The organism is Kitasatospora sp. MBT66, from assembly GCF_000710405.2.
Classification (GTDB): domain Bacteria; phylum Actinomycetota; class Actinomycetes; order Streptomycetales; family Streptomycetaceae; genus Kitasatospora; species Kitasatospora purpeofusca.
Genome location: NZ_JAIY01000005.1, coordinates 47,979 through 73,956 on the forward strand (window position 1 = coordinate 47,979; position 25,978 = coordinate 73,956).

The 25,978-nt window shown below is 70.2% G+C and carries 16 protein-coding genes; 9 read left to right on the forward strand and 7 right to left on the reverse strand.

Annotation, left to right across the window (positions count from 1 at the left end):
• Positions 1-13 precede the first annotated feature (13 nt).
• The 7 genes from BI06_RS11260 to BI06_RS11290 all read left to right on the forward strand — a co-directional run bounded on the left by BI06_RS11260 (position 14) and on the right by BI06_RS11290 (position 17,970).
• Complete coding sequence (locus tag BI06_RS11260; RefSeq protein ID WP_033825778.1) at positions 14-3,952, forward strand: DUF6079 family protein; 3,939 nt, start codon at positions 14-16, stop codon at positions 3,950-3,952.
• A complete protein-coding gene (gene pglZ, locus BI06_RS11265; RefSeq protein ID WP_033825779.1) occupies positions 3,952-6,726 on the forward strand; it encodes a BREX-2 system phosphatase PglZ in 2,775 nt (924 codons plus the stop codon). Before BI06_RS11260 ends, pglZ begins: the two co-directional genes overlap by 1 nt.
• Complete coding sequence (gene brxD / locus BI06_RS11270; protein ID WP_051740746.1) at positions 6,726-8,072, forward strand: BREX system ATP-binding protein BrxD; 1,347 nt, start codon at positions 6,726-6,728, stop codon at positions 8,070-8,072. The genes pglZ and brxD overlap by 1 nt, the downstream gene beginning before the upstream one ends.
• Before the next feature lie 38 nt (positions 8,073-8,110).
• Positions 8,111-10,225 (forward strand): DEAD/DEAH box helicase, encoded by a 2,115-nt coding sequence (locus BI06_RS11275; RefSeq protein WP_033825871.1) that lies wholly within the window; start codon positions 8,111-8,113, stop codon positions 10,223-10,225.
• A gap of 424 nt (positions 10,226-10,649) precedes the next feature.
• Entirely contained in the window at positions 10,650-11,849 is a 1,200-nt protein-coding gene (locus tag BI06_RS11280; RefSeq protein WP_033825780.1) for a hypothetical protein, read from the forward strand.
• Positions 11,846-15,211: a hypothetical protein gene (locus BI06_RS11285; protein WP_149030342.1), complete on the forward strand. Its 3,366-nt coding sequence runs from the start codon at positions 11,846-11,848 to the stop codon at positions 15,209-15,211. The genes BI06_RS11280 and BI06_RS11285 overlap by 4 nt, the downstream gene beginning before the upstream one ends.
• Positions 15,208-17,970, forward strand: a complete 2,763-nt coding sequence (locus tag BI06_RS11290; RefSeq protein ID WP_033825782.1) for an RNAseH domain-containing protein — start codon at positions 15,208-15,210, stop codon at positions 17,968-17,970. The genes BI06_RS11285 and BI06_RS11290 overlap by 4 nt, the downstream gene beginning before the upstream one ends.
• A gap of 214 nt (positions 17,971-18,184) precedes the next feature.
• On the opposite strand, the gene BI06_RS11295 is transcribed toward BI06_RS11290, so the two are convergent.
• The 5 genes from BI06_RS11295 to BI06_RS47950 all read right to left on the reverse strand — a co-directional run bounded on the left by BI06_RS11295 (position 18,185) and on the right by BI06_RS47950 (position 22,278).
• Positions 18,185-19,177, reverse strand: coding sequence for a hypothetical protein (locus tag BI06_RS11295; protein ID WP_033825783.1), 993 nt, complete (start codon positions 19,175-19,177; stop codon positions 18,185-18,187).
• A gap of 178 nt (positions 19,178-19,355) precedes the next feature.
• Entirely contained in the window at positions 19,356-19,595 is a 240-nt protein-coding gene (locus tag BI06_RS11300) for a hypothetical protein (RefSeq protein ID WP_033825784.1), read from the reverse strand.
• A gap of 345 nt (positions 19,596-19,940) precedes the next feature.
• Positions 19,941-21,182, reverse strand: a complete 1,242-nt coding sequence (locus BI06_RS11305) for a site-specific integrase (RefSeq protein ID WP_033825785.1) — start codon at positions 21,180-21,182, stop codon at positions 19,941-19,943.
• The gene (locus BI06_RS55455) at positions 21,182-21,460 is read right to left on the reverse strand and encodes a helix-turn-helix domain-containing protein (protein WP_082527234.1); all 279 of its coding nucleotides are present in this window, start codon (positions 21,458-21,460) and stop codon (positions 21,182-21,184) included. Before BI06_RS55455 ends, BI06_RS11305 begins: the two co-directional genes overlap by 1 nt.
• Positions 21,461-21,627: 167 nt before the next feature.
• Positions 21,628-22,278: a helix-turn-helix domain-containing protein gene (locus BI06_RS47950; RefSeq protein ID WP_033825872.1), complete on the reverse strand. Its 651-nt coding sequence runs from the start codon at positions 22,276-22,278 to the stop codon at positions 21,628-21,630.
• A 173-nt stretch (positions 22,279-22,451) separates the two neighbouring features.
• Here BI06_RS47950 and BI06_RS11315 point away from each other — a divergent pair, with 173 nt between their 5' ends.
• Entirely contained in the window at positions 22,452-22,613 is a 162-nt protein-coding gene (locus BI06_RS11315; protein ID WP_233289437.1) for a hypothetical protein, read from the forward strand.
• A 239-nt stretch (positions 22,614-22,852) separates the two neighbouring features.
• Positions 22,853-24,040, forward strand: a complete 1,188-nt coding sequence (locus BI06_RS11320) for a hypothetical protein (RefSeq protein ID WP_051740751.1) — start codon at positions 22,853-22,855, stop codon at positions 24,038-24,040.
• On the opposite strand, the gene BI06_RS11325 is transcribed toward BI06_RS11320, so the two are convergent.
• Positions 24,012-24,581, reverse strand: coding sequence for a GNAT family N-acetyltransferase (locus BI06_RS11325; RefSeq protein WP_368666638.1), 570 nt, complete (start codon positions 24,579-24,581; stop codon positions 24,012-24,014). The two genes, BI06_RS11320 and BI06_RS11325, sit on opposite strands and share 29 nt — an antisense overlap.
• A gap of 510 nt (positions 24,582-25,091) precedes the next feature.
• Complete coding sequence (locus tag BI06_RS11330; protein WP_082558435.1) at positions 25,092-25,826, reverse strand: phytanoyl-CoA dioxygenase family protein; 735 nt, start codon at positions 25,824-25,826, stop codon at positions 25,092-25,094.
• Positions 25,827-25,978: the final 152 nt, after the last annotated feature.

Sequence of the window (25,978 nt, forward strand, 5' to 3'; positions counted from 1 at the left end):
ACCGCGACCCGCGATGTCCAGCACTGAGCTCTTCCTCCGGGACGTCCTGGACATCCCCGACGCGGTCCTCGCCGGTAAGTTCAAGGTCGAGCTGTCCGGCGGGTTCGAGGAGACCCAGCGCCTGGTCGACGAGTACGTCGTCACCGATCAGCTGAAGGAAGCCTTCGGCAAGGCACTCACCCTCGTCCGCAGCTCCGTCCGCGACGGCTCGTCCAACGCCGCATACCTGCACGGCTCGTTCGGTTCCGGTAAGAGCCACTTCATGTCGGTGCTCCACGCGGTGCTCAACAACGAGCCGGCTGCCCGCTCCAAGCCGCGTTTGCAAGAGGTCATCGCCGAGCACGACGACTGGCTGCGCGACCGCCGATTCCTCATGGTCCCGTACCACCTGGTCGGCGCAGCCGACCTGGACTCCGCACTGCTCGGCGGATACGTCCGCGCGATCCGCCGCATAGACCCGAACGCGCCGACGCCGCCGGTATACCGCGCCGATGCGATGCTGGATGACGCCCGCTACAACCGCAACATCGAGGGCGACGAGCTGTTCATCCGCAAGCTCGGGGACCGCGCTGTCGGTGACAGCAACGTCCACCCCGGTGCCGCGGACGACGACCTGGTGCCGCTGGAGGAAGCCGAGGCGCCCGCTGCCGGCTGGACAAGCGAGGACCTGGACCGGGCGTTTACGGCACCAGCCGGTGATCCGCTCCGCGAGGCGCTGGTCTCCGCGCTGCTCAGCGGTCCGATGAAGTCCTACGCACGCGGTGCCAGCGGTGATGCCAACGCCTTCATCCCGTTGGAGGACGGGCTGTCCGTCATCAGCCGGCACGCGAAGTCACTTGGCTACGACGGCATTGTGCTGTTCCTCGACGAGTTGGTCCTCTGGCTCCAGGCCAGGATGAGCGACCAGGACTTCGTGAAGACCGAGGTCGGCAAGCTCGTCAAGATCATCGAATCGGGTGTGGCGGACCGGCCGGTGCCGATCATCTCCTTCGTCTCGCGGCAGAGGAACCTCTCCCAGCTCGTCGGCGAGGACGTCACCGGCGCCGAGGTGAAGAACCTGGAGTCCCAGGTCGGATACCTCGCCCAGCGTTTCGACGTGATCAGCCTGGAGGACAGGAACCTCCCGGCGATCATCAAGGAGCGCGTGCTGAAGCCCCGATCCCCGGAAGCGCGGGCCGCTCTGGATGCGGCGTTCGCCGACTTCGAGCAGGCCAACGCACGAGTCAAGGACGCTCTGCTCGACTCCCAGGGCGCCACGCAGGCCGACTGGTCCGACTTCCGCGACGTATACCCGCTGACGCCGGCCCTGCTGAACGTCCTCGTGGCCTTGTCCGGCGCGCTGCAGCGTGAGCGGACCGGTCTCAAACTGCTCCAGGAGCTGCTGTGGCGGCGCCGCGGGGACATGAAGGTCGGCCAGATCATCCCGCTCGGTGACCTGTGGGACGTCCTCTCCGGCGGCATGGGCGACGCGTTCACCGAGAAGCTCCGCAAGGAGGGCGAGCAGGCCAACCGGTTCTACGGCAAGGTCCGCCTCTGGATGCTGGAGCGCTACCAGGGTGAGGAGAGCCCCGAATTCAGGGCCACCGACCGGCTCGTCAAGACCCTCCTGCTGGCCTACCTAACGCCCGAGGTCCCGGCCTTGGCCCGGCTGACCGCGCGCCGGCTGGCGGACCTCAATCACGGCTCCGTCAAGCGCACCCGGACGATCACCGACGACAAGGTGGCGTTGGCGCGTTTGGAGGAGCTGCAGGGAGAGTTCGGCGGGGAGCTGCGTTCGGACGGCGGCAACGACCCGGTGTTCGCGCTGCACTTGTCCGACCTCGACGTCGAGCCGCTGCTGGATGCTGTCGGTGAGGTCGACCGGGTGAGCGCTCGGCGTGTGTGGATCAAGGAGGCCCTCTGGGGCGCGTTGGGCATCCAGGACACCGAGGGCTTCGTCTGCGAGCACGAGATCGTGTGGCGCGGCACCAAGCGCACCGCCGAGTTCGTTTTCGGCAACGTCCGCGACGCCCAGGAGATCCCGGACGACCACTTCATCCCCTCGGTGGACGGCCGGGTGCGCTTCGTCGTCGACTACCCGTTCGATGTCGCAGGTCAGTACCCGAGCAATGACGCTGCACGGGTTCGTCAGCTGCTGCGGGACGAACGGCACCGCCAGCCCACCGTGGTGTGGCTGCCGGCGCACCTCTCGCGTCAGCGGGCCGGCCAGCTCGGGCGCCTCCTGAAGATCAACTACTTGCTGGAGCGGGAACGGCTCGATGACCTCGCGGTCAACTACTCCACCGAGGACCGCATCCGCATGCGCCACCAGCTCCAGGCGCAGCGCGACAATCTCACGTCCCAGATCACTGTCACGCTGGCCCAGTTGTACGGCATCAGCCGCCTGGATGAGGCCAACGCCGGCGCCCCGGTCGGGGAGGACGGCCACCTGCTGTCGATGCTGCCTGGCCACCGGCCCCGGCTGGAGGCCGCGGCCGGTTTCGCGGGCAACATGCTCCGCATTGCCGACGGGGTCTTCCAGGAGCTGTACCCGAAGCACCCCAACTTCGACCCGTCCGGCAACCGCAAGGCGATCACCCCGGCCGAGCTGAAAACCGTGCTCGGCTGGATCACCAAGGCCATGGAGGACGGCTCCGGGCGCGTGGAACTCGACCGCGGGCAGATGGCCGTCGTCAAGAAGATCGTGCACCCGCTGGAGCTCGGAGAGGTCCACGACGGTCCGCTGACTCTCAGCACCGAGTGGCGCCGGCGGATCGACCAGTACGCGGCTCAGCAGCAGGTCACCGGTGAGTACAAGGTGGAGGACATCCGCCAGTGGATCGCCAAGCTGGGTTGGACTGGCTTGGACAAGCAGGTCAGCAGTCTGCTGATCGCCACCTACGCGCTGCTGGCCGACCGGTCCTGGGTCTACAACGGGAAGGCCGAATCGGCGGCACCTCCCCTCCAGTCGATCGGGGCCGGCCATGTCTTGCGGGCCCAGGAGAAGCCCAGCGAGGCCGAGTTCGCGACCGCGCGGGAGCGTGCGGCTGCCCTGTTCGGCGTCTCGGGCGTGCCGCCTGTGCTGTTCGCCCGCAACGTCGCGAAGCTCGCGGCTGCGGTGCGCACGAAGGCGGAGGAAATGGAGAAGTCCGTCGAGGGAGTGCGCAGCTCTCTCGGCAAGCCGCAGCGCGCCGAGGCGCTGGGCCTGACCGACCCGCGTGCGCCCCGTCTGCTGGCGGCCCGGCATGCTGCTGACCTCGTCCAGCGGCTGACGCGGCATCAGGACGACACTCCGCTGGTGAAGGAACTTGCCGCGGTCGCCTACGACATCACCGACCAAGAGCTCGGGGCTGCCCTTGGCTCGGCGAAGACCGTCCTTTCTGCGCTCGACCGTACGCAGTGGGACCTGCTGGAGAGTGTGCGCGAGTACACCGGGCGGACTGACGGGATCGGCGACCGCGCACAGCGGCTGATTGCCGAGGTCCAGCGGGCCGCTCACGAGGACGAGTTCGCCCGTCAGCTCGCGCCTGTCCTGGACGGGATCCAGCCGCAGGCGCTGGCACTCATCAGGGACGCCGCCCGGCTGGCCGCCGTGGCCGCACCGGCGGCACCCCCGGCCGCGCCGCCCGTGACCTCGCCTGCTCCCCAGGAGGCGCCGACCGAGGCCGGGCAGGTCAGTCTGACGTTCCACGGCCAGCCTCCTCTGCCGACGTCCCCCGGGGAGCCGAGCAGCCCTACCGCTCCCGCCGGCACGACCACTCCGGCTGGTCCTGGGACCGGTGTGCCGCGTCGCTCCACGCGCAGGGTGGCAGCCCGCGCCGGCGAGACCGTGTTCGAACGCGCGCTGGCGGATCTGCTCGGCGAGATCCGGGCGTTTGCCGCCACCAACCCTGACACGGAGATCGAGATCGGGTGGAGGCCTGCGGACGAGCCCGGAACGGGCGGTACCGTGAGCGAAAGGACGGCGGACTGATGTCGGCTCAGCCACCCCTGGTCAACCGCCGGGTCATCGAGGCGCTCTTGCGCCTGGAGCTCCCCAACGAACCGGAGCGCCGCCTCGTCCTGGTCCACGGACGCTACGAAGCCGGTGCGGCAGCTGAGTTCACCAGCTCCGTGGCCGACGACAAGCGCCGGATCGAGGTTATGGAGGAGCATTCCGTCCTCGGTATTTCCGACGCCTGGCACCGCTACCAGGAGGAAGCCGCGGTCCCGGGCGCGGTGCTGGTGGTCGCCACGACGGTCGAGGACGAGCAGCTTGGCTGGGATGTCCTCGGCCACGCCCTGCGCCGCCAGGTCCTCAGCGTCGACCGGGCGGAGATCGTCAGGCTGCGGTTCGGCGCCACCGGCCTCGACCCGCGCATCCGCGCGGAATCCTGGCTCGTGAACGCCCTCCTCGAAGGCGAGCCCCACGGCGGCTGGCCGCGGTTCGGCTCCGTGCTCACCCTGGACGCGGCGATGCGCGCACTCGTCGAGGCCAGGCTGTCGATCAGCCAAGCGTCCCCGGACATGGCCGGCACCCGCGGCGAAGCACGGCGTGAGACCCCGCTGGACGCTGACACCCTGCTGGCGTGGTCGCGCAGCCCGCTCGGACCCGCCGCGTACGCGGCACTGACCACGGACGAGCAGCAGGGCATCAAGGCCTGGTTGACCAAGGTCGCCGGAAGCGCGGCATCGCTGCTGCTCGACCTCTGCGCCGCAGGCCGTGGCCAGGACGCCATGGCCCTCGGCGTCGTCGGCTCCGCGGTGGCCGGCCCCGCCACGTCGGCCGAGACAGGCCTCGCGCTCGGCGGACTCTTCGGCACCATCCGGATCAAGCCCGCCGATCTGCGTCCCTTCACTCTCGCCGTCGAAGGAACGCTGATCCGCTGGCTGCTGCAGGCCGAGCAGGCCGGCCCGGACCAGCACGCGGCCCGCAACCGGGCTCTGGACGTCCTCGAACAGGCAGACCGGCAGGCCCAGGACGCCGGCCTGACCGAAGCCCTCGCGGGCAACGCCTACCTTCCCTCCGGATTCCAGGCGCGCCTCACCGCACTGGCTTCCGTCCTCGACCAATCAGGTACCCGCACACACGACCTCGCCGCAGTTGAGGCGGCACTCGAGGACCTGCGCCGCCACCATCTCGCGGGCCTGCGGGGCGCACGTGTCCGCACGGCTGAGGCCGCAGTGCGTCTCGCCCGCTGGCTGGCCGGCCCTCACCCGACGGTCAGCTCTGTCGCCGGCGCCGTCGAGCAGCACCTCGCCGACTGGGGCTGGGTGGATGCTGCTCTCACTGTCCTGTGGGCCGGCGACGCCGAAGCCCAGGAACCGGTCACTGCCGCCTACCACAGCATCTATCACGCTGCCCGTGGGCGGCGCGCAGTGATCGACGAGATCTTCGCCCGGTACCTGCGCGACTGGACGCGCACCGCCTCCAGCCAAACGCCCGGCGGCGCGCTCCTGGTGGAGAACGTGCTCGACACCATCGCGGTCAAGCTCGCCGGCAAGTCGGGCCGGGCACCGCTGATCCTGCTGGTCGACGGCATGAGCAGCGAGGTCGCGGTCGGCTTCGGCGAAGAACTCGCCCGCCGCGGCTGGCTGGAGACCGGCCCCACGCGGGGCCGCCGCACGGCCGCAGTCGCCGCGATCCCCTCACTCACCCGCATCAGCCGGGCCTCACTCCTCACCGGCAGCCTCACTCAGGGCGGCCAGTCCGTGGAGAAGCCCGGCTTCGAGGCGTTCTGGTCCCGGCAGCGCCGGTCAGGTGTGCTCTTCCACAAGGCGGACATAGGAGGGGCAGCCGGGCAGCGGCTCTCCGACCCGTTGCAGCGAGAGCTGGCTGGCGAAGCGGTCGTCGGAGTCGTGCTGAACACGGTCGACGACTCACTCGATCACGCGGCCCAGGGCGACCGCACCCGCTGGCGCCTGTCCGATGTGACCTACCTGGAGGAGCTCCTCGCCGCCGCCCGCCTCTACGGCCGGCCCGTCGTCATCGTCGCCGACCACGGCCATGTCCTCGAACGAGGCGAGGGACTCGACGCCCCGACAGCTACTGGTAACGCGGGTGCCGCGCGTTGGCGCCGCGGCGAGCCGGACGCCGGCGAGGTCCTGCTCACCGGGCCGCGCGTCCTCGAAGGCGATGGCCGCATCGTCGCGCCCTGGCGCGAGGACATCCGCTACACGCCCCGCAAGGCGGGCTACCACGGCGGCGCCTCCCTCGCCGAGATGACCGTGCCGGTCCTCGCACTGTTGCCCGCGGACACGGACCCGCCCAGGGACTGGCACCTCCTCGCACCGGAGGACATCACCCCGCGCTGGTGGAACGCAGGCGGCCCCGCTGGCCAGACGGTACGTACCGCCGAGCAGAGCGAACAGCCGTCGAGCGCGGCCGGCCACACGAGCGGCCAGGAGGCTGCGGACGAGACAGGTGAAGCCACCACGGTGGGTACCACCGCGGACCGCTCTTCCTTCGGGGCGAAGCTGGTGGCGTCCGAGACCTTCCGTTTCCAGCGGAAGTACGTCCGCAAGCCGCCCGAGCCCGAGGTCATGGCCGCCGTCGTCGACGCGCTGGTGGCGGCAGACGGCGCTCTGTCCCTGACGGCTGTCGCGGCGGCAGCGGGCAAGGCGGGACGCAACGCCGACGGCTTCGCCGCCACACTGCAACGACTCATGAACGTAGAGGGCTACCCCGTGCTGGAATTCAGCGACAACGGAACCAGGCTGCGGCTCAACGTGCCGCTCGCCGCTGAACAGTTCCAGGTGGACAGCTGATGAGCACCATCCAGCCCCCCTCCGGTGGTCACGCGGCTACCGTGAGCGCGGCCCGCCGCCGCGATGTGGTCGATGCCCTGCGCCGCGGCACGGTGCCCCAGTTCGGGCTCGACCTGTTCGCCGTCGGCCTTGACCGCTTCGAGCGTGCCCTCGACGACGACCTGACCGTCGTCACTCGAGGCGGCGCCGCCTTCCACGCCGTCCGCGGCGACTACGGATCCGGCAAGACGTTCTTCGCCCGATGGCTGGCCGAGCGGGCCAAGCGCATGGGCCTCGCCACGGCCGAGATCCAGATCTCCGAGACCGAGACGCCGCTACACCGGCTGGAGACGGTCTACCGGCGCCTGACCGAACGCCTGTCCACCGCAAGCCACGCCCCCAGCGCCCTACGCGCCATCGTCGACTCCTGGTTCTACACCCTGGAAGAGGAAGTCCTCGACGCCGACGACGTGTCGGAGGACGACACCGAAGCCCTCGGCAAGGCCGTGGACGCACTCATGGAATCCCGCCTCGCCGAGGTCGCCCGCACCACCCCCGCGTTCGCAGCAGCCCTGCGCGGCTACCGCCACGCCAAGGCCGCAGGCGACGCCGCCACCGCCGAAGCGCTCATCGCCTGGCTCGGCGGCCAGAAGTCCGTAGCCGCCGGTGCCCGCCGGACGGCGGGCGTTCGCGGCGACCTGGACCACTTCGCTGCCCTCGGCTTCCTCCAGGGCCTGCTGACAGTGCTGCGGGACTGCGGCCACCCCGGGCTGCTGCTCGTTCTTGACGAGATCGAGACCCTCCAGCGCGTGCGGGGAGACATCCGGGAGAAGGGCCTCAATGCCCTTCGGCAGCTGCTGGACGAGATCGACGCCGGGCGCTTCCCCGGCCTGTTCCTGGTGATCACCGGCACGCCCGCCTTCTACGACGGACAGCAGGGTGCGCAACGGCTTCCCCCGCTGGCCCAGCGCCTGGCCACCGACTTCACGACTGACCCGCGCTTCGACTCACCCCGCGCGGTCCAACTGCGCCTTGCCGGCTTCGACCTGGAGCGGCTGGGTGAACTCGGCCGCAGCGTCAGAGACCTCTACGCCGGAGCCGCCCGCAACCCGGACCGGATCGGCGAGCGCGTCGACAACGCCTACATCGCCGAGCTCGCCACCGCCGTCACCGGAGGCCTCGGCGGCCAGGTCGGCATCGCCCCGCGCGTGTTCCTGCGCAAGCTCGTCGCCGACATCCTCGACCGCGTCGACGACTTCGAGGACTTCGACCCCCGACAGCACTACGCACTCACCCTCTCCGCCACGGAGCTGAGCGAGGCGGAACGCAGTGCTGCCTCCGCCGGTGACATCGAGCTCGACCTGTGAGCAGCGCCGGCACGGTCGGACCTGGCGGCCCGGCCGCGATGAGCAGGCTCCAGCCCGCGCTGGTCCACCACATCGTCAACTCCCTCGGCTGGCGCGACCTGCGCCCCCTCCAACAGGAGTCCATCGCCCCGCTGATGGACGGCGCCGACGCCGTCCTGCTCGCCCCCACCGCCGGCGGGAAGACCGAGGCCGCGTCCTTCCCGCTGCTATCCGCGATGGAGCAGGGGCGCTGGACGGGCCTATCGGTGCTGTACGTGTGCCCACTCAAGGCGCTGCTGAACAACCTCCTGCCGCGCCTGGAGACGTACGCCGGATGGCTGGGGCGCCGCGCCGCACTCTGGCACGGCGACATCCCCCAGACCGCACGGCGCCGCATCCTCACCGACCCACCCGACATCCTGCTCACCACCCCCGAGTCGATCGAAGCGATGCTGGTGAGCACCAAGGTCGACCAGCACCGCCTCTTCGCCAACCTCCGCGCCATCGTCGTCGACGAAGTCCATGCCTTCGCCGGAGACGACCGGGGCTGGCACCTGCTCGCCGTCCTGGAACGCCTCCAACGCCTGGCCGGCCGGCCCATCCAGCGCATCGGCCTGTCCGCCACCGTCGGCAACCCCGACGAGCTGCTCCACTGGCTCCAGGGATCCGGCCGCGGACAGCGCCCCGCCCACGTCGTGGCCCCAGGCGTCGACCTCACACCACGCGCCGGCGCAGAGGTCGCGGCGCCGCCAGGGGACATCGAACTCGACTACGTCGGATCAACGTCCAACGCGGCCAAGGTCATCGCCGCCCTGCACCGCGGGGAGAAACGGCTGGTCTTCTGCGACTCCCGGCAACTCGTCGAGGAGCTCGGCGCCGCACTCCGGGCCGCAGGCGTGACCACCTTCCTCTCCCATGCCTCCCTCTCACTGGACGAACGACGCCGAGCCGAAGCGGCCTTCGCCGAAGCCCGCGACTGCGTCATCGTCTCCACCAGCACACTCGAACTCGGCATCGACGTCGGCGACCTGGACCGCGTGATCCAGATCGACGCCCCCACAACCGTCGCCTCCTTCCTCCAACGCATCGGCCGTACAGGCCGTCGCCCCGGTTCCAACCGCAACTGCCTGTTCCTCGCACGCAGCCACGAGGCCCTCCTCGGCGCCGCAGCCCTCCTCGTCCTCTGGGGCCGCGGCTACGTCGAACCCGTCACCGCGCCGCCCGAGCCCAGGCACATCGTCGCGCAGCAGCTCCTCGCCCTGAGCCTGCAGGAACACAAGATCGCCCAGGGGCTGTGGGACGAGGGCTGGGGCGGCCTTCCCCCCTTCGACCGCAGCGCGGAACCCATCCTGCGACACCTCGTCGACCACGGGTTCCTCGACCAGGACGGTGAACTGCTGTTCATCGGCCCGGCCGCCGAGGAGAAGTTCGGCCGCCGCCACTTCATGGGCATCACCGCCGTCTTCACCGCCCCACCCGAGTTCACCGTCCTCGCCGGCCGCCAGGAGATCGGCCGCACCGACCCCATGCTCCTCACCGAGAAGATCGACGGACCACGGGTCCTGCTCCTTGGCGGAAGGAGCTGGAAGGTCACCTGGATCGACTGGACCAGACGCCGCTGCTACGTCGAAGCCTCCGACCTCACCGGCCGCGCGCGCTGGTTCGGCACCGGGTACAGCGGTACCTCCTACGCCCTCAACCAGGCCGCCCGGGACGTCCTGCTCGGAGCCGACCCGCAGGTCAAACTCACCCGACGCGCCACCCAGCAACTCGCCCATGTCCGAGAGCAGAACGTCGACACCGTTCACCCCGGCGGCACCGTCATCACCCGAGCCGGCGACGACATCCGGTGGTGGACCTGGGCCGGATACCGGGCCAACGCCACCCTCACCGCCACCCTCGCGGGAGTCACCGACGAGCGCCAGCGCTTCTCCGACGAATACCTGCGCCTGCGTACCGACCTCACACCGCAGATGTGGAAGGCCGGCACGGCGGATGCGGTCTCACGGCTGTGCCTTCCGGACGTCGACGTCAAGGCGATGCGCGGGTTGAAGTTTCACGAGGCCCTCCCCGAACGTCTGGCCATGGCCACGCTCGCGACTCGTTTGGCAGACCTCGACTCGGCGACGACTGTGTTGTCCGGACCGGTCAGGTTCTCACTTCGAGCAGAGTAGAACTGTTTCGGACCCGGGAGGGGTCAGGGAGCAGCTCTCCCGACAGGCGGTGACTGTCACGGCGTCCATGGCATCGGCCACGGCACTGGTGCTGCTGCCAAACGCGTGTCGGGGTTGAACGCCTGGACGGTCGGTCATCTCCACGGAGAGGACGGGTGCGAGGGGTGCGAAGGCGCTCGCGGGGACGCCAGCTACGACTGGGAGGCCCGGATGGCAACCATCACCTCGATCAAGTCGGACATCACCAAGTGCTTCGACCGGTCCGTGTGAACCGACGCTCTGCTAGCAGCGGCTTCAGCATCGAACGCCGCTGAACGACCTGGGTGGTAGCCAGATCGTGTGAATTTCCCCAGGGCCACGTGTCTGGAACCCCGTCTGCCGGTTGCTGAGGGTGAGTCCACCAGTCGCGATGAGGAGGCCTGAGGTGTTGGCGCTTGCCGCTGCAGCTGCGGCTGTTCAAGAGCTGGACGAGGACCAGCTCGCGGCGCTGGACGCATGCGTGGTTGCGGCGCTGGCTCTGAGCAGTCCTGAGGGTGAGAGCGAGGCACGCGCCCGGCTTCTGATGGAATGCTTCGGACGCTATGTGGCTGCGTTCGGCGTGCTCACCCCGGCGCCGCCGTACCCGACGTTCGTTAAGCGGCTTCGCGGTAGCCACTTGGCGGACCTCCTACCGCGGAGACCATCAGAGTTCGCCCTGGGGGAGCTGCGGCTGCTCGAAGAAGACGGCACGCCCAGCCCGGCGTTGAACCGGATGGCGGTGGAAGCCAGCGAGCACGGGTATCAGGCGCCGGGAATCGGTGCCGATATCCGCCACATGTACAGCCTCCTGCGCGCCGTCGGCCTGCTTCCGGAAGGCGCCCGGCTGTCCCGGATCTCTGGCGAGACCGTCCAGCACGCTGTCTTTCGTGCGCTCCGCGCCGCCGGCTTCGAGGAGTACACCCGTGGGCGCGAGGCCATGGTGCGGACACCTGTCCTGCGCCGCCGCGCCCTGTCCCGGAACGCGGCCCTGACCGAGCTGGGCGCGTACACCGCCATCTCCCCGACGAGGCAGTTCGACGGCTTTTGGGCCCCTTGCCCTCTGTGCCAGTGGACCATGCGGGCCACCTACCGGCCGAACGGCACTGTCGGACTGGAATGCGAGGATGAGCGCCACGGCCTCCTGGGTGCACGCTACCGGGCCGAATCCTCGGCGGAGGGCTGGCGCCTCACCGCGCAAGGCGAGCTTCGCACGGTGCCCGAACTGCTGCCCGTGGACGGCCACGTAGCTCTGCCGTATGCGCTGTGGCTGTGGGTCACCTTGCCGGGCCTGCTGGAGATCGACCTGCACGACCGACTGGTCGCCATGGCAGCGACGGTCGAGCTGTGGCCGTTCGGCGACTCCTACGACCTGCACGTCACCCTTCCCGGCAGCCCACGGCGGTGGCGCATTGACGTCAAGACGTGGGCCGATCCGTACGGCCTGGCCCAGAATCTGCGCGACGACCCCGACGACCCCGGGGACCTGTGCATCGTGGTGCCCGAGCACCTGCGCGGTTACCTGTCCGTCCTTCGCCGGGGTGTGCAGGGCACCGGAGCGCGGGTGCTGACTGACACGGACCTGCTGGCGGAGGTGAAGAGGGCTTGAGCACGGCACTGGCGGCGGCGTTTGCGCTCACCGAACACCTCCTACCTGCGCGCTTCCGCAACGGGCAGCGAGTGGTGTTCGTCCGTGATGCCCATGCCCTGCTCACCGGCCATGCCCCCCGCATCGTGGAGGACTGGGAGCTGTGGTCCTACGAGGACAAGCAGCGGGTCGGGGCGCTGCTGCGCGTGCGGCGCCGGGAGGAAGCGCTGCTGCACCACATCGAGCGAGCCGTTCACGAGATCTTCCAGGACCCCCAGGCCGATGACCCGTTGCTGGCCCTCTACAGCGTCGCGCGCAGTGAGCGGGGACGGGCCCTGGAAATGGTGCCGGGCCACGGCCAGACTCCGGCCGATGTCGCGGACCGCCTTCTCGCAACGGCCCGACGGCGCCGGCCGCTGCGGACCGCCCGTGGACCGGGCTGGTCGGCGGTGACCTCCCGTGGCCTGGTCCAGCTCACCTTCCCCGACGAGCAGAGCGAGTACATCCCGCACCGGATCACGACCGCGCCACCCGTTGACCTGGTCCTCGACGCCGACGAGCTCGGCTGGCAGAGCCGGGACACCGACCTGTTCATGGAGGGTCCCGCCTTTCGCGATCGGCAGATCGCGTTGCTGCTCAGCGGCACCATCGGAGGCGGACGACGGCCCCGCGACCCGGGCGTCCTGCCGCCGGGGCGCATCCACCTCATGAGCGCACCCACCGGCGTGGGTAAGAACGTTCTCGGCAGAGCACTGGCGATCCAGCAGGCGGGGCTCGGGTACACCACCGTGCTGGTGGTGAGCGACAACGGCGACGTCTACGGGGAGGCCGCAACCCTGCAGGCTGAGCTTCGGGCTCTGGGCGTCAAGGCGACGGCCACCCCGTTCATCGCACCCAACAGCCGCTACGACTTCGCGCTGCGCACGGCCGCGAAGATGGACGGCAGCGGCGCTCCCCTCTCACAGGCCCCCGCCGACATCGCCTTCCGCCTCGACCACTCCGCCTACGGGTGCGCGGTGCAGTCCCAGCTCGACGGCCGCGACGCCTTCAAGGGAGGCAAGGAGCCGTGCACGGTCACGGAATCAGGCTTCTTCGACCGTCCGGAACGCGCGCTGTGCCCGTTCGTGTCGGCCTGCGGCAAGTTCGACCACGTGCAGGCCGCCACCACGGCCCGGATCATCGTGACCACCCACGCGTGCTTCCAGTCCGGGATGATCAAGGTTCCGGTGGACGTCGACGGCGAGATCCGCAACAGCATCAGCGTGCGCGAGTTCCTCCTGCGCCTGGCGTCCTTCGTGGTCATCGACGAGGTCGACGCCTATCAGTCCCAGGCGTTCGACCAGTCGGGTCACCTGGAGCTCGCCTCTCGCTCCCACCCAGACACGGTGCTGCGGCAAATCCGAGACGGTCTGCACCGGGCGCCGCCGCGGCTGGCGGTCGCCGTGCGCCGCACCCTGACCCGCGCGGTGTTCCTGGCGGAGCAGCTGCTCGATCTGGTGGCCGGCGAGGAGATCTGCACCGAGGTCGGCCAGGCACGGGCCATGGCCCGAGGGCAGGACCCGCGCCGTACCCGCCGGATCCTGCAGGACCGCAAGCGCTGGTACCAGCCCCACCAGTGGGACCGCCACCTGTTGGAGTACCTGATCGGCGTCGGCGCCTCCAGCACAGCCACCGACGAGCAGACCGACCTGCTGCAGGCCCTTCTACCGCGCGTTGCCACCCGCCCGGCCGACCGCCCCGCCGCCATTGTGCTGCCCCAGCGGCTGCGCGCAGTCCCGAACTTGCTGGAGCGGATGCTCACGATCGACGAAGGCGGCGAGTGGCAGCTGGCCGTCCTCAAGGACGAGCTGCGTGATGCCCTCGCCGCGGCCATCTCGGCTCTGAGCCCCGTCGGAACCGAACGCACGACTCCCGAGGACGTGCCGGTCCCGGCCCCGCGTGCGAGCAGCGCGGCCAAGCCGGCTTCGGCCGCCACGCACGACGAGGTCACCGCGGGCGTCTTGCACGCGCTGATGATGAAGGCATGGCTCACCGCCCTCACCCACACCATGTTCGACCTGTCGGACCGGGCCGGCGAACTCGCGGGGCACGGCATCGAGGCGGCCTCCAAGCTCGCTGACGCCATCGGCCATCAGGGCGTCGGCACCGTCGTACCCTTCGGCCCGCTGGGCCGACAGCTGGGAGGGTTCCGCTTCGAGGGGCTGGACGACCCCAACACGCCCGCGAGCCTGCGCATGGAGGTCCTGCGCGGCGATCCCCACACGGAGACGCAGTACCTCGGCGACATCGTCGCCCTCGCCCTGACCGGTCACCAGCGGGTCGTCCTCGGCATGTCCGCCACCGGCTTCATGCCCGGAGCAGCCCGCACCCACCTGCTCGCCCGCCCCGACTGGGCCATGCCCGACACTCTCCGCGGCGGCCTGACCATTTTCAACAGCACCCCCGTCGCCGACGGGAAGCTGCTCGCCGTCGGCAGCACTCCCTTCCACGAACGCGACCAGCGGGTCATCGCGCTGGCCACCGGATACGCCCCAACTCTGGTTCGCGATCTCACCCGCCTTGCCGCGGACCGCCGCACCGCGCACCGAGCACGGGCTCTGATCGCCGTCAACTCCTACCGGCAGGCCCGCCTGTTCGCCCAGGCGCTCCACGACACCGCACTCGCCGCCGGCCGCAAGCTACGGATCTACGTCGCCGTCGCGGACAAGCCCGACCCCGCCCTCCCACCGGTCTGCGACAGCATCGGCCTGCTCACGCGCGACCGCTTCGCGCAACTCGCCGACCTCGACGGTGAGGTGCTCATCGCACCGCTGCCACGCACCGAGCGAGGACTGAACGTCCTCACTGTGTTCAACGGCGTCGCCGTCTCGGCCGTCACCCTGATCGGGCTGGCCATCAGGCCGGTCATGCCGGCCGACGATCCCGCCGTCCTGGCCGCCAGCGTTGCCGCCCGAGCCTGGCGCGACCTGGTCCCCAGCCGCGATCCCGCAGCCGTCCTCGCCCACGCCCGTGACCTGGCTGTCGCGCACCTGCGCCTCAACCTCGGCGCACCCAAGCGCTTCTCCGCCCTCCCCGACGAGTTGAAGCACGAACTCGTCGCCACCCTCCTGGGCCAGACCATCCAACTCGGAGGCCGCGGACGCCGGGGGCAGACCCACGTCGAACTCCACTTCATCGACGGCGCGTTCCACGACGCCACCTGGGGCTCCGATCTGCCCACCCTGATCCGCGGGCTGCTCGGGCAGTACACCCAGGACGAACTCGCCCAGCTCGGCGGCTGCTACGGCTACTCCATGGAGGAGATCGCCGAGTACGCCCACGCAGGGCACCTGGTCCCGGCCCTGCACTCGGGCTTCCTCACCCACCTGGGAGAGCGCGTATGACCCGCCCACTCGACGACAGCACCCGCAAGCAGGCCCGCCTGCTCTGCTACCGCACCGAACCGAGCGACCTGGGGCAGGTCTTCGCCTACCGGCCCGCGCCGCCCGCGCCGCAGCTCGCAGAGGAACTGTCCCGCGAGTACACGCGCAACGTCGGCTCCGGCCTGGACGTACAGCCGCCCTACCGCGCGCTCGAAGCCGTCCTGCGGGCCGCCGTCGGCACCTGGGCGCGCTGGCAGTGGAGCGATGGCCAGCACGAACTCCTCTCCGCTGCCCCGATCAGCGCCGAGGACCGCCGCGACGTCTTCCTCTACTGGGCCGAAGCGGTCGTCTCCGGCCCAGCCGGCCAGCAGCTCGGCGAGCAACTCGCCGACCTCATCGCCCAGGCCGAACCCCGCCCCGCCACACTGCCCCCACCACCGCGCACCGGACGGCGCTCGCGCGGCTGGTGGCCGGGCGAACTCGCCCGCTGGCGCCTGGCGGAAGAACTCGCCGCCCTCGACTGGCCCCGCAACGGCGCCGACCCGGTCCGCTTCACCCTGTGCACCGATGGCCGTCTCGCCGCGATCGGCCACGAACTGCCCAGCGCACCCGACCGGAATGGCCGCATCCGACACCTGCTCCCGCGCATTGTTATCGGCACCGCCGCCACCGGACACTCCCGGCGCCACGCCCTGACGGTGAACGCCGTCACCACCCTCCTCGCCACCGCCTGGAAAGGCGTCTCCACGGTCCTGCTCGCCAACCCAGACCAGCCACTCGTCGTCGCCGCCCGTACCGACGGTCCGCCGTGGCAGCGCCGCCTCAACGTACCCGCGGTCGCCGCCAGCCGGCGCCTGGCAGCCCTGCCCCGCCTGAGCGCGAACATTCCGCCCTTCCCCGAGCACCTCGCCGACGACGCCCTCGCCGACACCGCCCCCGGCCCGGTCTGGGCCGTCGCGCCGGTCAGCACCCGCACCCCCGGGCTGGGCCGCGGCCACGGCATGGAGCTGTTCCGCCGCATCGAGGAACTTCTCGACACCAAGTGCGAGAAGTACAGCCACCGCAGCCCCCGCTACCTGGAAGTCTCCGGAGTCAAGCTGCCGCCGACCGAGAGCGGCTCGCGCATCACCGGCCCCATCCCCGCCGACCGGATCCCCGCAGCCCTCGACACGGCCGGCATCAGCACCCTCCTCGTCGTCGTCCTGTGGAGCACCGACGAGGTCCGGGCCCGCGTAAAAGCCGCCATCGCCGACCAGTGGGACCTCGGCCCCGAATGGAAGGCGGCCGAAGGCACCGAAGAACCGGCGGCCGGCGGTCGTATCAAGGTCGTCTTCCTCCACGACAAGGCCGGTGCCCTCAGCCACGGACCGCACACGAGCGAGGAACGCCAGCGGATCCTGGAAGAGATGCTCGCCCCCTACACCGGCGAAGGCATCAGGACCGCGGTCATCGGCGAGACCGACTGGGACCCCGACCGCTGGTACCCCACCGTCGAGGCCCGCACCACGGCCGAGGCTGAGGACGGAAAGTGGCCCTCCAAGCAGGCCCTCGCCCGTATCGGGGCAACCTCCCAGTACGTCAAGCAGGCCCCACCGCCGGTGCCCACCCACACCAGGGAGGGCAAGCCGTACAACGAGAAGTACCGAGCCGACAAGGTCAAGTCCCGCCAGAGCGGTCTCGACAGCTCCACCGAGAACGTGCTGCGCGAGATCCTCACCGGCGTCGGTGCCACCGACCACCGCCTCGGCGCCGCATTCGGCAAGTTGCCCCTTGAACCGTGGTGGCACATCGGCATCCATGTCCGCCGCCATGCCCAGCGCCGCGCGTACGGAAAGCGCCGCACCAACACCCCCGCACCGATCACCGTCACCCTCACTGCCATGCGCCCCGTCTGCGGACCCGACGACCCCTGGCAGATCTGGGCCTACAGCCCCCAAGCCGGGCACTGGACGACCCACGGCCCAGCCACGACCACCCTGCACGCCGCAGACCTCGCCTGGGACGTCACCCCCTACACCGCCATCGGCAACGAGACACAGCAGGCCAGTGCAGCCGCGCAACTGGTCGAGCAAGCCCTCGTCGCCGCCCGTACACAACTACCCGCGCAGGAACCGACGGTGCTCTACGTAGATGGAGACGCGGCCGAGTACATCTGGACGGGCCTCACCGACGAAGCACTCGGCCAGACCCCGCCGGCAGACCTGCCTCGGCCGGCCTCCTGGCTACCCGGCCACAGCCTCCCCCGGGCCCAACGCCCCCTCGCCACCGTTCGAGTTATCAGCGACCTGGTACGCATCGGCCGTCCCACCGGCGCCTACATGCGCACCGCCGACGGCACCTGGCGCGCCACCGACACCACCAACGGCCTGTTCCAACTCGCCAACGATGACGGCACCCAGCTCTACCCCGACTTCATGCTCGTCAACGTACCCCGCACCTACTCCGCCAGCGTCACCGGCCGATTTGGGAAGGACGAAACGCGTTTCGACAGCAGCCGCCAGAACAAGAACGGCTACGCCCACACCGCGACGCGGTACACCATCATCAGCCAGCGCGACGAGGTGGACTGCAAGCTGATCGGGACCGTCGCCGCTGTCCTGACCAACCAGGGCATTACCTCGGATGTCCGTCAGAGCACCCCAACCCCCCTGCACCTTGCCCGCAGGATGGATGCTGGCCACCCCTACCACCGGCGGACAGCAGAGGCCGACCAGGATGTCGACGGAGGCCCGGTCGAAGACGCCACCGTTGGCGAGGAAGTCGTGCCCGTCGTCGAGTGAGCCGAGCCCGGCATTCTCCGTCTACGCCAGGGGACCTGGACTGCGCAGGCCATCGCAGCGTTTCGGCAGCCACGCCGGCGTCGAACCAACGGGTTCGTCGCGAGCCATTTGTTCGGTCTGCGCCAGCACTCTGGAGAGATCCTGCAGCAGCACCGTGGAGGGCGCTTACATGGGCTGGCGGGAGCCGTTGAGACTACTCCCGCCAGCGTAGGAGTCAGCGTCCGAGGGAGATGTCGAACTGGTTGAGCCAGTGGACGTCGCCCTTCCCTGCGGTGGCGACCACGCCTGCGGTTAGCCAGATAAACGTGGGGAGGAAATCGTCGCCGAGCTGGTCGGCTGCCTCGTTGACGGTGGCGCCGGATGCGTCGGGGTGTCCGAGGATGCCAGCGATGTGCATGACCTTGCGGCTGTGAGCCGTGCCGAGTGATTCGCGGACCCAGTCGACGGCCACGATGGCGTCGTCAGGGGTGAGCTCGGCCTCGCGGGCGCCGGAGAGCCAGCCCGCGAGGGCGCCGAACAGGAGGGAGGCCATGAGACCGGCGGCTTCCTCGCCTTCGGTTGCCCCTGCCTGGTCGATGCCGAGTACGACGCGCATGGCGATCCGCGGGTCACGTCGCGTGATGATGGCGTCGATGACGTTCCGCAGGCTCTCCAGCGGGGTGTCGGCCTGGGGCTCCTCCGGCTGGGAGCCACCTTCGCTCTGGTACGCCCTGACGGTGTCCGAGAACACCTGGATCTCGGCGGCACTGAACAGGTGCCGGGTGTCCTCGGTGACCACGTACCCGAGGTCCCGCCAGGCGTGGATGAAAGCCGGGTCGATTCCGGCCTGCTCGGCGATCACCGCCATCTCGCCGAGCAGCTCGCTGATGCGCTCCTCGGGCATCGGGCGGGGCTCGTCAGCGTCCGGGTCGAAGAACAGCGGGTCGTCGGGTCCAGGCTCCCGGCCGAACTTCTCCCGGAACGAATCGAGCTGGCGCTGGATCGAGTCCTGGAGGTCCTGGCCGGTCTTCGTGTCCGGGTGCCAGGAGATCTCGTGGCCCTCGTCCGTGTGGCGGCGTTGGATGAAGCGGGGGTCCAGGTGCCGTTCGGCGACGGTTCCGGCGTGTGCCTCGTGAAAGCCCTCCGTGGCGCCCAGACGCTGCCGCTGCACCTCGTCGGCCCTGGCGCGCGCGGCGTCCCGCTGGCGCCGCGACTTTTTGTTCGACATGGCAGCTCCTCTTCCCCGAACTCGGCTGTGGGGAGCCTAGCGGCACAGCGGTTTGCGCCGTGCCGACGCTGGGGAGGTTCCCGCCCGTCTGACGGGACCTCCGCAGCTGGTGAGGGCTGACCAGCTTCAGCCGGTCAGGGCGAGTTGGCGGATTAAGCAGGACTGACCCGCCAGGGGGTCAGGCGTGCCCGGTCGCCGGGGCGTCGCCGGGTGACGACACCTCCGTGGTGCTCTCGTGCGCCGGCTCGGCAGCATCGGTGCGGCGGGCGCGCCACTTGTCGTAGAGCAGAGTCCCGGCCACGGCCGCGCCGGTGAGGACGCCGCCTATGACGACGCCCTGCCCGCGATAGAAGTACCGCAACGCGACTGGGCCGCCACGCTTGCTGGCCTCCGTGGCGAGTTCCGCGTAGTTCCACATGGTGCTGCCTCAGTTCGTGTCGCTTGCCCGGGACGAATCGATGATCGCAGGATGGCGCCACGCAGTTGGGGTAAATCGCGAAGCGGGGGTCAGGTGCCGTTCGGTAGTTCGGACGCGTGCCTCGTGGAAGTCCTCTCGGGTGCCCAGGCACTGCCGCTGCACCTCATTCGCCTTGACGCGAGGGGCGTCCCGCTGGCGCCGCGACTTCTTGTTCGACATGGCAACTCCTACGCCCCGAACTCGGCGTCAGGGACGTTGAGTGCTGGACCGGCTGCGCCATGCCGACGCTGGAGAGGTCCCCGTCCGTCGGACGGGGACCTTCGCGCTGATCGGGGCTGGCCAGGGTCAGCCGGTCAGGGCGAGTTGGCGGATCTGTTCGACCTCGACCTTCGGGCCGGGCAAGCCCCGGGAGGCGTTGATGTAGGTGGTGAGCTGGGCGCCGGCGCGTTCGATGGAGCGCAGGTCGGGGTGGAGGTAGCGCTGGGTCGTGGTGAGCTGGCCGTGTCCGGCGATTCGCATGAGGACGTGGGGCGGGACGCCGGCGTCGGCGAACCAGGTCAGCGCGGTGTGGCGCAGGTCGTGTCGGCGCAGGTACTCGTAGCCCAGGCCGACGACGACATCGTCCCAGTGGGTGGCGTCGCGCAGCACCGCGGTGGTGATCCGGCCGCCGCGGGGGCCAGTGAACAGCCGGGCATCGGGCCGGTTGCCGACCCGGGAGATCCGCCAGGCGATGTTGGGCCGCAGCTCCGGGATGATCGGGACGAGGCGGGAGCGCTTGCCCTTGGTGCCCTTGTCGATCAGCCCGCCGGGTGCGGTGGTGGTCTGTCGGCAGACTCGCCAGATCCACTTGTCGGTGTCGATGTCGCCGGCGCGGACGCCGGAGACCTCGCCGATGCGGGCGCCAGTGCCGCCGGCGAAGCGGACGATGTCGCCCCAGCCGTCGTACTGGTTGAAGGAGGCGGTCACCAGGGCATCGGCGAGGCGGTCGAGCGTGTCCCAGTCGCGCAGTGCCAGCCCGCGGGGGTCGTGTTCCTCGTCCTCGGCGGTCTTGATCAGCTTCTGCCAGCCGTTCAGGCGGGCGGGGTTGATCTCGATGATGCCGTCGCGGATGGCCTGCTCCATGACCCTGACCCACACGGCGATGGTGTTCTTGAGGGTGGAAATTCCGGCACCGTCGGCGATCCAGGCGTTGAGGGCGCGGTCGGCGATGCCAGCCGTGATACCGACGACCTGGAGGTGGCCGACGGTCGGTTTGACGCGAAGACGCCAGCCGGCCATGTACGGGGCATGGGTCTTGAGTTCGAGTCCCCGCATTGCCAGATCCATGACGGAGTCGCCGTACTCGCTGAGCGACGTCGTGGCGAGGTCGACGCCGACGCCGCGCCCGGCCGCCTTGGCGATGCGGTCGAGCCAGTCCTGCGCATCGGGCTCGGTGGGGAACATAGTCGAGCGCGACGGACGGGCCTTGGTGATCGGGTCGACCCAGCGGACACGGGCGCGGTAAGGGTTCGGGTTGCCGGGCCGGTACTCGATGTCGGTGGAGATCTTGACGCCGACCGGGGCGTCGATGCGCTCTGGCGTCGTCATCAGGCCGCCACCTCCGGCACCACGACGCAGCTGGCAAGGTAGTCGACGAGGTCCTGGTGGCGGTAGCCGACTCGGCCGCCGACCTTGACGTAGGCCGGCCCCGTGTTCTCGCGGCGCCAGCGGCGCAGCGTTCCTGGGCTGACCTTGAGGATCGCGGCGGCCTCGTCTGCGGTGTGGAGAAGTGCGGAAGCGTCCGGGGGCGCGCAGGCGCAGCCTGGGGTGGGCGGAGGGGAAGGGGGGAGCGCACTGCGTGCGGCCCGTGTGCGGGCATGCGGCATTATGGGGCGAGCCCTCTCTGGTCGATGGCCAAGGGGTGGCTGGGTCTCCGGGACGGACGGAAGCTGCCAGGCGAAAGCCGTCTCGGGGACCGTCAGGTGTGACGGTGGGAAGGATGTCCGGGGGAAGCTGCGGCGGTGTGCGCCGGGCCCCGGCCAGGACGTTCGAGTCAGCCGGAGGCCGGCCTTTCGGGAGCGTCGACGAACTCGAGAGCGGCCGGCAGCGGTGCCGGCTGGAGCCCGTCGGCCCGCATCCGGTCCCGGACGGTCTTCAGGCGCGCACAGTCCTCATGGGCCATGCGGTCGAGTTCGTCCGCTTGTCGGGCCAGCTGCTCGTAGCGGGCGGAGCCGAGGGCCTGGCGGGCCTGAACGCGGCGGCTGTGGGCTTCGCGGGTGGAGATCAGCGCGGTTCGGACATCGACGTCGTGTTCACGGAAGGTGCCGAGTACGGCACGGGCCGAGCCGGGCGGCGGGGCCTCGCCCAGGTGGTCCTCGCCGGTGACCCAGGCCGCTGCCTCCCACACGGGAATGGTCACGTTGGGAAGAAGGTCGATGTCGGCCTGGGCCTCCAACGGGATGAGCAACGCAACGAGTGGCAGATCGAGGGCGTGGGCCAGAACGATGGCCTCCTCAAGCCTGAGTGAGTCCCGCTGCCCTTTTTCGATCTTGGTGATGGTGTTGGCGGCGATCGGCACCCCCCTGACCTCGCATGCCTCCGAGAGATCATGCGTCGTCATGCCTCGCCGACCGCGCTGCTCCTTGACGACCCGGGCGATCCGCGCCGTGAGTGAGGCCGGCCAGTGCTCACTTGATTCTTCCATGAGGGGAGGATACATGAGATGTCTTCTGCGGCTAGGGCAGGTGTGATAGAAGTTTCTCGCACAGAGAACATCGCGCGAGAGGGAATGTTGCCGTGAACGCAGTCCGGACTGCCCGGTCGGGGAGGTATACCCCGGAGGCTCTCGCTGCTCTCCCGCCGGCGATCCCGCTGTCGGTGGCCAACGAGCTGCTCTCACTCGGCAGGACCGCGGGGTACCGCATGGCCCGCGAGCGCCGCTACCCGGTGACCGTCGTGGAGGTGGGCGGCAGCTACCGCGTGATCACCGCGGACCTCCTCCACTTCCTGCGCCCGCGAACCTCCCGAAGCGCGACGTAAGACACCGAGCCGCAGGGCATCGTGGCGGCGGCGGGATGATCACGCCAACGGGCGGTGCTGCCTGCTTCCGGGCGCGGGCCGCTCCCGCGCGGGCGGGACGAAGCCGTCCCAAGACCGACGCTCCGACCGTGGCACCATCATGGGCCGGGCAAGCTGCCCGCGGCGGCCTGGTGCGCTGTAGGTGTGCTGTTCGGCAGGCTGCCACAGAGGGTGTCGGTAGCGCTTCGTAGGCTGAGGACATGACGACCAGCGTGCGTGCCCGCCTGTGGAAGTTCAGTGTCCAGCCGAATCCGGACGGCACCTCGGACGTCGTTGCCACCGAGGTCGGCCAGGGGCCGCTGCCCGTGGCGCTCTCGAGGCTTGTCCACATCAACGCCCTTGCCTGCGACACGCGGAAGATCGTCGATCCGCGTGTGCGGGACCATGAGGTGGCGCTCCTGCTCAGCTACCTCACCTCGAGCACGCCCGGTGCCCCGCTGACGGCCGACGTTCCTGCGCTCCTCGCCAGCTCCGGGCACATCAGCCGGTTCGTCGCGGAAGCCGCTGGCCTGGGCGTGATGACCGCGGCCAGCGAGTGCCTGCTCGGGTGGTCCGAGGGCGACGCTCTGCACAGTTTCGATGTCCTGCCCGGCCACCTGGTGAAGCAGTACGGCGGTGGTGGAGTCCGTCCGGACCTGCTGTTCCAGCTGGGCACCGGCCCGCTCGCCGGGGAGGCGCGCGGACGGCGCAGGACCAGTACCAAGAAGCTATTCCCCGGGAAGGAGACACCCGAGCAGCGGCGCCGACTCCTTCAGCTCGCCGAGTGGTCGACTGCGCATGCCGGCCATGCCTACTTCATGAGTTGGGTGTGGATCGGGCACGCGGGCGTGGGCGTCGACATCTTCCTGCCCGCCGCTGACGGCCTGGACAGCGGCGTGGACCGGTCCTGGATCGAGGAGCCGGGGCATGCGGTCTGGGACATTCGGGCGGAACGTCGCAGGGACGCCTACCGTGAAGCTCCCGCCGGGCCAGCGACGGACGAAGAGGACGACGACACCGGCGCGGGAGGCCCGCTCCTCCATTCGCTGCCGACCGATGTCGGGGCACCGTCGCTGAGGGAGGAGCTGGAGCGGGCCGAGGCGCGGACGGACGCTGCGCTGACGCGCCGCTTCGAGACGAACGGTGAGGTCGAGGGCCAGGTTGGCGGCGTCCTGGTGCGCGGGCGATGGGTGGCGGCGGATCGGCTCGGCCCCGCAACCCACGAGGTCCTACTGGGAGTTCTCGCCCACCGCCTGCCCGAGCCGGCTGTCCGGCGCACTCGCAGCGCGCGGCGCGAACAGGCCTTGGACACCCACCTGAACGGGCGGCTGTTGACCGTGGTCCGCCGCATCGGCGAGGGCCGGCCAACGTGGGACCGGATTACGGCCGATCTCCTCGAAACACCGTAGCGCCGTCTTCGAACCGCGCGCGGGGCATCCGCCACACCTGCTCCTCGCCGGTCTCGGCGGGTGCGAGGCGCTCGGCCGGCCGGCGCTCGTGCTCGGTGAAGCCGAGCCTGGCCGGAACCGCGCCGCTGGAGCGGTTGGCCGGGTCGTGGACGATCTCGACGCAGCTCACGCCGGGGAGGGCGAACGCTTCGCGCACCAGAGCAAGGGCAGCACGAGTCGCCAGGCCGCGGCTGGTCGCGGCGGGGTGGAGCCAGTAGCCGATCCCCAAGATCCCGTCCGCCGGGGCGCCGGTACGAAACAGCTGGCAGGTGCCCGCGATGGCGCCGTCGGCGACGATCGCGTAGGTGTAGGCCTTTCCGCTGTCCCAGCGTTCGGCGCGGGTGAGTAGGAAGGCGCGCGTCGCCTCCGGGCTGTGCTCGGCGATCCACGGCATCCAGGGCCGCAGATGGTCCTGGGACTCGCTGATAACGCGGAACAACTGAGGCAGGTCCGCCTCGCCGTTGAAGCGGCGGAGCACCAGCCCCTCGGCCAGGGTGATCACTGCGGGTGGAGTGTCCATGACCGGAGGATCGCGCGGTCGGATGATCGCGGCAACGGGTTTTCGCCCCCCTCACATGGGGCGGGGAGGAGATGCCAGCTGAGTTCCCCTCGGCGATGAGCCGACGGTAGAGGCGGCCGGAAAGAGGGCCTTGCCGGTGGCGATCTCGAACAGCAGGACGGTGCCAGGTCGGGCAGGACCTGGCACCTGCGCAGCATCCCGATGCAAGGGTAGGTGAGATGTCGAGGGGCGGATCATCCGGCTACGGCCGGGCAGAAAGGCGCTCCCGCCCACCCGGAAGGGCCGCCGGCCGTTACCCTCGGGCGGGGGCGGCCGGGCCGGGTTCGTCCGGCGGCGGAGGCTGCGACCTTGCTGCCGTTGACGGTGCTCGCGCCCCAGACGTTGGTGCTCTGGGTCCTGCTGACGGTCAGGCGGTCGCAGATCTGAAGGGCTTGGTGGTGGCCATGCGGAAGTCGGTGGCGGACACCGCAGTCCTGCCTCGGACCTCGCACGTCAGCGGGCGAACTCCGTCAACGGGTCGGTCACGGCCTCACGCCAGTGCCCGCGGTGGCCGCCTACGCGCAGGCGGAAGTACACGGTCTCGCGCCGCTCGTCGCGGGCGGTCCCGAAGTGCCCGCCGATGTTGTGCGCCAGGAGGTAGTGCACCAGGACCAGGCTTCCGGCTGCTCCGGTGACCTGGACCGGCTTGCCCAGCTCGACCGGCGGGTACGGCGCCGCGGTGGCCAGCGCGTCGGCGCCATGCTCGCGCAGCCACGCCCCGGTGCGCAGGTGAGTGCCCGGCCATACCCACAGGTTTCCCCGGTCGCGGTCGCGCTGGTCGGTCAGGAGCAGGCCGGCGAGCACGGTGAACGTTCCCGGTCGGCCGTCCTCCTCCGTTGGGGTGAGGCCGTCGATGTGCGGGGCGCCGGGATAGCGCGGGTGCGGGGGCAGGGTGAGCGCCAGCTGCGCGACCTCCGGCTCCGCCAGTGCGAGGCCCTCCCGCAGAAAGGGACGGACGGTGTCGGCGACGGCATTGCCGCCGTACAGGGCGCGCAGTTCGGGGTCCTGCGCGAGTACGGGCCACAGGAAGTACGGTCCGGTCCGGCCGTTCTCGGGCGGCTGCTGGTCGACGTGCCGGGCGACCAACGCGCGCCAGGAAGCCACTTGGCCGGGTGTGAGGGCGTCGGGCACCACGGTGTACCCATTGTCGCGAAACTCGTTGAGGTGCTGCGGAGTTGCTGTCTCCATCCGTAGATGGAAGCGCGCCGCCGGTGGTGGCGGCAACAGAATATTCGTAGGCCCGTGCAGGGCCGCAGCCCGTGGTCGAGGCGCGGGTTGCACGGGCCCGCGCGAGGTGGTCGTGCAGCCGGGCCCCGGCGCCGGGGTGCGGCGCGCAGTCG